Origin of the sequence: Paraburkholderia sp. (assembly GCF_034668105.1) — a bacterium.
GTDB lineage: Bacteria > Pseudomonadota > Gammaproteobacteria > Burkholderiales > Burkholderiaceae > Paraburkholderia.
The window spans coordinates 1-9,184 of the sequence record NZ_JAXDPY010000143.1; the positions used below are offsets into that span (position 1 = coordinate 1).

General features: G+C 59.9%; 6 protein-coding genes. 4 read left to right on the plus strand and 2 right to left on the minus strand.

Annotated features, from left to right (window positions below; translation table 11 throughout):
* A partial coding sequence (gene bamA / locus QOC89_RS06600) for an outer membrane protein assembly factor BamA (protein ID WP_323044287.1) occupies nucleotides 1-1,917 on the plus strand: 1,917 nt, incomplete at its 5' end.
* 35 nt (nucleotides 1,918-1,952) lie between these two features.
* On the opposite strand, the gene QOC89_RS06605 is transcribed toward bamA, so the two are convergent.
* A complete protein-coding gene (locus tag QOC89_RS06605; RefSeq protein ID WP_323044288.1) occupies nucleotides 1,953-2,942 on the minus strand; it encodes a LysR family transcriptional regulator in 990 nt (329 codons plus the stop codon).
* Nucleotides 2,943-3,099: 157 nt separating this feature from the next.
* Here QOC89_RS06605 and QOC89_RS06610 point away from each other — a divergent pair, with 157 nt between their 5' ends.
* From QOC89_RS06610 to QOC89_RS06620, 3 genes are all read left to right on the plus strand, one after another.
* Nucleotides 3,100-4,320, plus strand: coding sequence for a fumarylacetoacetate hydrolase family protein (locus tag QOC89_RS06610; RefSeq protein ID WP_323044289.1), 1,221 nt, complete (start codon nucleotides 3,100-3,102; stop codon nucleotides 4,318-4,320).
* A 70-nt stretch (nucleotides 4,321-4,390) separates the two neighbouring features.
* Nucleotides 4,391-5,728, plus strand: a complete 1,338-nt coding sequence (locus QOC89_RS06615) for an MFS transporter (RefSeq protein WP_323044290.1) — start codon at nucleotides 4,391-4,393, stop codon at nucleotides 5,726-5,728.
* 194 nt (nucleotides 5,729-5,922) lie between these two features.
* Entirely contained in the window at nucleotides 5,923-7,464 is a 1,542-nt protein-coding gene (locus QOC89_RS06620; RefSeq protein WP_416340365.1) for a UxaA family hydrolase, read from the plus strand.
* 528 nt (nucleotides 7,465-7,992) lie between these two features.
* On the opposite strand, the gene QOC89_RS06625 is transcribed toward QOC89_RS06620, so the two are convergent.
* On the minus strand, nucleotides 7,993-9,184 hold a 1,192-nt coding region (locus QOC89_RS06625; RefSeq protein ID WP_323044292.1), incomplete at its 5' end, for an MFS transporter.

Below are 9,184 nucleotides of genomic sequence, written 5' to 3' on the forward strand. Positions count from 1 at the left end.
TATTACGACAAGTCGCTTGTTGATCGCGCCGTGCAGGAGCTGAAGCACCAATACCTCACGCGCGGGTACTACGCAGCCGAGATGACCACCACGATTACGCCGGTGGATCAGAATCGCGTTTCGATTCTGTTTTCGGTTATAGAAGGGCCAAGCGCGAAGATTCGACAGGTCAATTTCGTCGGCAACCGGGTGTTCAGCACAAGTACGCTGCATGATGAGATGCAGCTCTCTACGCCGAACTGGTTCTCGTGGTACACGAAGGACGACCTTTATTCGAAGGATAAGCTCACAAAGGACCTCGAGAACGTCCGCTCGTATTATTTGAACCACGGCCATCTCGAGTTCAACATCGAGTCGACGCAGGTGTCGATCTCGCCGGACAAGAAGGACATGTATCTGACGGTCACGCTGCATGAAGGCGAGCCGTACACGATCAGCAGCATCAAGCTGGCGGGCAACCTGCTCGACCGCGAGGCGGAGCTGGCCAAGCTCGTCAAGATCAAACCGGGTGACCGCTTCTCGGCTGAAAAGCTGCAAGCCACCACCAAGTCGATCGTCGACAAGCTGGGCGAATACGGCTATGCGTTCGCCACCGTCAACGCACAGCCGAAGATCGATCAGGAACACCACAAGGTCGACCTGACGCTGCAAGTGGACCCGAGCCGCCGCGTGTACGTGCGCCACATCAACGTGGTCGGCAACACGCGTACGCGCGACGAAGTGGTGCGCCGCGAAATGCGTCAGATGGAGAGTTCCTGGTTCGACTCGAACCGCCTGACTCTGTCGAAAGACCGGATCAACCGTCTCGGCTATTTCACCGATGTCGACGTGACCACCGTACCGGTGGAAGGCACGCCGGACCAGGTCGATATCAACGTCAAGGTGACGGAAAAACCCACGGGCTCGCTTTCACTGGGCCTGGGCTATGGCTCGGGCGAGGGGCCCATTATCTCGGCGGGCATATCGCAGGACAACGTGTTCGGCTCCGGCACGAGCCTCGCCCTGAATGTGAATACGTCGACGACCAACCGTACGTTGACGGTCACGCAGGTCGATCCGTATTTCACGATTGACGGCATCAAGCGCATCACTGACGTCTATTACCGCACGACAGAGCCCTTGTATTATTCGACCGACTCGAGCTTCCGAATCATCACGGCAGGCGCGGACCTCAAATTCGGCGTGCCTTTCTCCGAGTCCGACATGGTGTACTTCGGCCTGGGGTTCGAGCAGAACCGCCTGGATGTCGACTCCACTACGCCTCAGAGCTACATCGACTACGTGAACCAATTCGGCCGTGTGTCGAACAATGTGCCGTTGACAGTGGGATGGTCGCGTGACAACCGCGATAGCGCGCTGGTTCCGAGCCGGGGCTACTACACGCAAGCCAACGCCGAATACGGCTCGCCGCTCGGTGATACGCCGTACTACAAGGCGGACCTGCAGGCGCAATACTATTATTCGTTCGCGCGTGGCTTCGTGCTTGGCCTGAATTTTCAGGGCGGCTATGGTAATGGATTGGACGGCAAGCCCTATCCGATCTTCAAGAACTACTACGCGGGCGGTATCGGTTCAGTGCGCGGGTATGAGCCAAGTTCCCTCGGGCCGCGCGACGCGACCACCAACGACCCCATCGGCGGCTCGAAGATGATTGTCGGCAATATCGAACTGACCGTTCCATTGCCGGGGTCCGGTTATGACCGCACGTTGCGCGTCTTTACCTTCCTCGACGGCGGCAACGTATGGGGCAGCGAAGGCAATAGTATCGGCGCGAACGGATTGCGCTACGGCTATGGGGTGGGTCTCGCCTGGATCTCGCCGATCGGTCCGCTCAAGCTGAGCTTCGGCTTACCGGTCGTCAAGCACACAGGCGATCAGTACCAGAAATTCCAGTTCCAGATAGGCACATCGTTCTGAGGCGCTCGGCAGGACGCGTTCGTTGATCCGTATCGTCAGGTTGGCGCACGCGAACTGTCCTGCACTGGAAGCGCCTGATCGCCGACACTTCCGGCAACCGAACGCAAAATGGTGATGAATTCCTGCATGGGCTGCGACGGCAACTCGTACTTGCGCGTGACGATACCGTAGCTCGTCATGGTCCGGTTGATCGGAACGGGCAGGTGCCCGAGCAGACCCTTGCTCACGTATTTTTCGACGGCGGCGCGCGGCTGCAGCGAGATCATGTCGGTGGCCTGCAACAGTTCCAGTGTCGAGAAGATTGAAGGCGTTTCCACCATGCCCACTGGCGCAGGAATGCCCGCGCCGGCGAAGGTTTCATCGAACAGCTGCCGGATAGCCGTGGCTTGCGGATAGAGAATCCATGGCCACGCACCAAGATCGGCCAATTCCAGCCGCCGCCGCTGGAGCAGCGGATGATGCTGTCCGACGACCACCCAGACCGGTTCTCCGGACAACACCTCGAAGTCGAACAGTACTTGATGGCGCGGCTCCGTCAGACGGCCCACCATCACGTCGAGCTTTTTTTCTTCGAGCCAGAACGCCAGTTGGTCGCTGCTTTGCTCGACCAGTTTGACGACCAGTTGCGGCCGCTGCTGGCGGATCTCCTTGATACCCGTAATCACCACCTGCGCGGCCGAAGCCGAGATCGCGCCCACGGTGAGATGGCCGTAGCCACCCTCGCTCAAGGTGCTGAACTCGCTCACGAACTTGCCCAGATCCGCTACCGCCGTGGTCGCGTAGCGCACGGACAATATGCCGAGATCGGTTGGACGCATCTCCCGGGGCAACCGTTCGAACAACTGGGCGCCGAACATCGATTCGATGTCACTCAGGATTTTTGTCGCCGCGGGCTGGGTGATGAGCATCTGTTCGGCTGCAATGCGCAAGTTGTGCGTGCGTCCAAGCGCATCGAGCAGTTGAAGATGTCTGAAGCGCAGCCTTGCCAGGACGCTCGACGTACGCACGGTAAATTGTCTGGACATGGGGTAAACACGCAAGAACTCATAACCGGATGGAATCGATTGTACGGAATAAGAGATTGGATGTTTATCGGTTGGGTGCCTAAAGTGGCAGCTGGGCGAATCAGCACGTGAGCCGGCAGCAAGCCGCGCGCGCCAGACAAACATCGTGGAGACAGACATGGCATCCCCGCTTTCACTCAGCTTAACGGACACGCTTCCTTCGGACGGGTTGTCCGGCACACTGGTCGGCCGCGCCTGGCTTCCTGCCACGCAATCGGTGCCCGCGGGTCCCGCCGTCGTCGTCTTGCGCACCGAGGGCGTGTTCGACATTTCCGACGCGGCACCGACTATCAGCAGCCTGGTGGAGCGGGAAGATCCTGTCGCGACGGTGCGAGCCGCGAGTGGCCGCTGGATCGGCACGCTGGACACGATCATCGCCAATACGGCCAATGCAATGGCCGGCGCGGCGCGCAACCCCGAGCTTGCCCATCTGCTCGCGCCTTGCGATCTGCAAGTCATCAAGGCAGCCGGCGTGACCTTTGCGGCGAGCCTGATCGAACGAGTGATCGAGGAGCAGGCAAAGGGCGATCCGCAGGGCGCGGTGCGCGTGCGGGACCAGATCAGGTCTCTGGTCGGCGATAGCCTCACCAGCATCCGGCCGGACTCCGCCGAGGCGCGCAAATTGAAGGCGCTGCTAACCGAGCAGGGGTTATGGTCACAATACCTGGAAGTCGGAATCGGCCCTGACGCGGAGGTCTTCACAAAAGCGCCGCTGCTGGCCGCTGTAGGGACGGGCGCGGAAATCGGGCTGCATCCCAATTCGGTCTGGAACAACCCGGAGCCGGAAATCGTGTTGTCGATCGACAGTCGCGGCCGCGTGCTCGGCGCGACCCTGGGCAACGACGTCAATCTGCGCGACTTCGAAGGACGCAGTGCGCTCCTGCTCGGCAAGGCGAAGGACAACAACGGCTCGTGTGCGATTGGTCCTTTCCTGCGGCTTTTCGACGAGACTTTCTCGATCGATGACGTGCGCCGTGCGACGGTCGATTTGCGCGTGGAGGGCAGCGACGGTTTTGTCTTGCGAGGGTCGAGTTCGATGGACCAGATCACGCGCGACCCGCTCGATCTCGTGTCGCAGACGATCAGTTCGACCCACCAGTACCCGGATGGCGCGCTGCTGTTTCTCGGGACGCTTTTTGCACCCATCGAAGACCGCGACGCCGCTGGAGCAGGCTTCACCCACAAGCTGGGCGATATCGTGAAGATTTCGAGCCGTCAGCTCGGCACGCTGGTCAACCGGGTCAACCACAGCGACCGCATCGAGCCGTGGACCTTCGGCGTGCGCGCGCTGATGGCGAATCTCGCTGCGCGAGGACTGCTCGGCACCGCCTCTCTCTGATCATGCTTTGAACCCGCTCTAACCCGCCATAACAGACCGGCATACCCGGCTTCCCATGGAGACAGACGAGATGCAGACTCGACACGTTACGCAAGACCCGTTGGAAAGCGCGGTGCGCAAGGCGCGCCTGCGCCTCGCGCCCTTCCTCGCGCTGATGTTCGCGCTATCGATGCTTGACCGTTCGAACGTCGGCTTCGTCAAACAGGCCCTTCAGGTCGATTCGAACATCGGCAACGCGGCGTTTGCGCTCGGGGCCGGGATCTTTTTCATCGGCTATGCGGTGTTCGAGATTCCGAGCAATCTGATGCTGCATCGGGTGGGTGCCAAGCTCTGGCTGAGCCGGATCATGGTCACCTGGGGGCTTGCGTCGGCGGCGATGATGTTTGCGCACAACGAGACTTCGTTCTATGTGCTGCGTTTTGTTCTGGGCGTGGCCGAAGCGGGTTTTTCGCCCGGCGTGATCCTCTATTCCACCTACTGGTTCCCCGCACGTGAACGCGGCAAGGCGCTAGGCATCTACTACTTCGGCTTGCCAGTGGCGCTCGTGCTCGGCAGCCCGCTGTCAGGTTATTTGATGGAAGTCATGGGTGGCCGCCTCGGGCTGCACAACTGGCAATGGATGTTCCTCGTCGAAGGCCTCGCTGCGTCGACGGTCGGCATCATCGCGTTCTTCTATCTGGTCAGCAAACCGCGCCACGCGAAGTGGCTGACGTCGGCCGAAAAGGACGCGCTGGAAAACGCCATTGCAGCGGAAGACCGGGACAAGGTCGCGCATGGGCCGGCTACCGCGCTGACCGCGCTGCGCAACTGGAACGTGCTTCGTTTCGTAGCGATTTATTTCGCCATTCAGGTCAGCGTGTATGGCGTTATTTTCTACCTGCCGACGCGGATTTCGGAGTTGACCGGTACCGCCATCGGCTCGAAGGTCGGCTTTCTGACCGCCATTCCGTGGTTGTGCGCACTCATCGCACTGCGCTTTATCACCGGCTACGCGGACGCGAAAGGGAAGCATCGGCAGCTAGCGGTGGCCATGCTGGCGATGGCCGCAGCAGGGATCGCACTGTCGACGCTCGGTAATCACCTCGCACCGGTGCTTGTCGCAGTCTGTATCGCGACGGTTGGCTTCGTTGTCGTTCAGCCGCTCTTCTGGACTTTGCCGACGGCCTACCTGAGCGGTACCGCGGCAGCGAGTGGTATTGCAATGATCGGCGCGCTCGGCAATCTCGGCGGCTTCATCGCGCCGACGTTAAAGACGGCGGTGGAGACGCTCTTCAATAGCCCGCGTGCGGGCATGTTCATTCTGGCGTTTGCGGGCGTCGTCGGCGTGCTGCTGCTGATGAGCATCGGCTTACATTCACGCCGCGTAACCGAAGCGCCGATTGGCTCGGCCGAAGCGACGCTTCGCTAGGCACATGCAGGCACGCTGCACACGATTTAACCGGACATTCACATGAGCATGATCGAACATCATTACATCGGCGAACGATGCTGCGCTTGCGCATCCCATAGTGCGCTCTTCAGCCTTGATGCCGTAACGGGTGAGGCAGTGCGCACAGCGCAGATCGAGAGGGCTACGTCATGATATTCGGCGCCGCAAACGCAATGGCCGATTCTTCGGCAATCGTAGAGCCAATCGTGCAACTGCATCCCGACGACGATGTCGTCATCGCGCGGCACCAGCTGATCGCGGGCATGCGCATCCGCAATAGTCTTGCCGTGCGCGGGTTGATCCCGGCGGGTCATAAGCTTGCCGTGCGCCGTGTTGAAGCAGGCGCACCGGTGCGGCGCTATGGGCAGATCATCGGCTTTGCGACACGTGTCATCGAAGCCGGCGAGCACGTTCATACGCACAACCTCGCGATGGGCGACTTCGATCGGGACTACGCTTTCGGGGCAGATGCGAAACCCGCGTCGACGCTCGCAGCGGCGGCACGGTTCATGGGCATCGTACGCGCGGATGGACGTGTTGCTACGCGCAACTACATCGGCATTCTGACATCGGTCAATTGCTCAGCAACGGCGGCTCGCGCCATTGCGGATTACTTTCGTCGCGATATTCATCCGCAAGCGCTCGCGGACTATCCGAACGTTGATGGCGTGATCGCGCTGACGCACGGTCAAGGCTGCGCGATCGACTCCGAAGGCGAAGCGCTGGAAATGATCCGGCGCACCCTCGGTGGTTATGCGCGGCATCCTAATTTCGCCGGCGTACTGATCGTCGGGCTGGGCTGCGAAACCAATCAGATCGATGGGCTCGTGCAAAGCCAGGGTCTCACGCCCGGCGCGGCGTTGAAGACAATGACCATTCAGGCCACCGGCGGCACGGCGCGCACGGTGGCGGCGGGCATCGAACAGGTCAAGGCGATGCTTGCGGAAGCGAACAATGTACGGCGCGAGCCTGTCGATGCAAAGCATCTGGTGATCGGCCTGCAATGCGGCGGCTCAGACGGCTACTCCGGCATTACCGCCAATCCGGCACTCGGCGCGGCGGTCGATCGTCTGGTGTTGCATGGCGGAACGGCGATTCTCTCCGAAACCCCCGAGGTCTACGGCGCCGAACATCTATTGACGCGGCGGGCCGTGTCACGTGAAGTCGGCGAAAAGCTCATCGAACGGATTCACTGGTGGGAAGCTTACTGCGCGCGCATGAATGCCGATCTGAACAACAATCCATCGGCGGGGAACAAGGCCGGTGGGCTGACAACGATCCTCGAAAAATCGCTCGGCGCGGTAGCGAAAGGCGGCACGACCAATCTCGTCGACGTGTACCGATACGCCGAATTAGTCCGCGCACACGGTCTCGTTTTCATGGATACGCCGGGCTACGATCCGGTTTCGGCGACCGGGCAGGTCGCGGGTGGAGCCAACCTGATCTGCTTTACGACGGGTCGCGGTTCCGCGTATGGGTGCGCGCCGTCGCCATCGTTGAAGCTGGGAACCAATACCGCGTTGTGGCAACGCCAGGAAGAGGACATCGACCTGAATTGCGGGTCGATTCTCGACGGCGAACGAACGGTTGATGAACTCGGTGAAGAGATCTTCCAACTCATGCTTGCGACCGCGTCGGGCCAGGCATCGAAAAGCGAGATTCACGGATACGGCCAGAATGAATTCGTGCCCTGGCAGATTGGGGCCATCACGTAAGGTGACGTTTCCGTCGGTTGGGTATTGTGCGGGTTCAACGCTCTGACAAGCGGGGCCAAAGAGCGTCCGTTCCTTAGTCGGAACGGGACGCTCGCAAATTGCGTCCGAACAGCAGCGACGGGTTAAGGGCGTGTGAGAACGCCTCGATCGCCTGACATGCCGAGGGGAGATCGCCTGGGATTTCTCCATACCAAATCCGCACTGATATCTCCCCTGCGCTTCGCATCGAGCCGGCAGTTTCTCGCGCTCGATCACTCCTGTTGAAGCTCACCTCGGAGGCGCGATGCTCGACTTATTCAACGCAACTAACGGTCAACGACAACTGCCGTCGCCCTCAAAGGTCAACATCAGTTCTGCAGACGCTCGGGCAGCGTAACGCCTTCGGGCGATCCAGGATGGCACGGCTAAGAATTTCGCCGGATCAATCGTCTTACCGTTTAGAGGTGGCATTTTCGTCGCGTCGAACAGGTCAGGTCTCGCACCTGCTCGCACAGCCCCGGATTGTCGAATCCCTCCTCGTTGATGAGCCTAGTTCGACTGCGTGACCCGGTACGTGTCCCGTTCGCGCTTCTTCGGCGGCACGATCATTTCGATTTTGTCGACCAGGAAGATATACGAAAGGATGCCCAGAACGGCGACGATCGAGACGTACCACATCGCATAGTGGAAGTTATGCGTGCGCTGCAGGATCATGCCGAAAACGATCGGCGTGGTAATGCCGGACAGATTACCGAACAGATTCAGGAAGCCGCCCATCGTCCCGATGAAATTGCGAGGAATGACGTCCGTAAATACCACCCAGCCGAGATTCGCGACGTTGTTTCCAAAAAAGGCCAGCGAAAGAATGCCGATCGCGATGACGGGCTGGTTCTCGAAAAAATTGACCGTGACGATCATCGCCGTCAACGCCAGCCCAACGATCACCGGCAGCTTGCGCGCGAACGTGACCGATTTACCCTTTTTCAGCAGGCTGTCACTGAGGAAGCCGCCCGCCAGCATGCCGACCATGGCCATGAGATACGGAATGGATGCGCCCAGTCCCGCTTTGGAAAGCGTGAGATTCAAGGCCTTTTCCAGGTAGACGATGAACCACGTCATGAAGAAGATCAGCGTCGAGTTGTAGGCGAACTGCGTGATGAACAGCCCCCAGACAGTTTTATTCTTGAGGAAGTACAGGATGTCGTCTTTGTCGACCACGGTGTTGACCGTGGATTGATCCTGAGATCCGTAGCCGCCGCCGGCCTTGATCAGATCGAGCTCTGCCCGAGCGGTTTTCCTGCTGTCTTTGGGGTCGCGATAAACGATCAGCCAGTAGATCCCGAAGACGATCCCCACGCCACCCGTTGCATAGAACACCATTTGCCAGCCATAACGGCTTGTCAGAAAAGTCAGGACCGGTGTGAACAATGCGAGCCCGATGTATTGCGAACTGATATAGGTCGCCGTCGCCCGTGCGCGTTCGTTCTTCGGAAACCAGTTCGCGACGATTTTCGTATTCGAGAGGTACGACGGTGCTTCAGCGAGGCCGATCAAGGCACGGCAGACCAGCAGCACCGCAAACGAGGCGCCCAGGGTCGCGAAAAAATGATGTGAAGCAAAGCCCATCGCGAACGTACATGTGCTCCAGACGACGATGGCACTGCCGTAGAGAACCCTCGATCCGATTCGATCGAGGAGATAGCCGACGGGAAGCTGAGCGGCCGCGTACGTCCACGTGAAC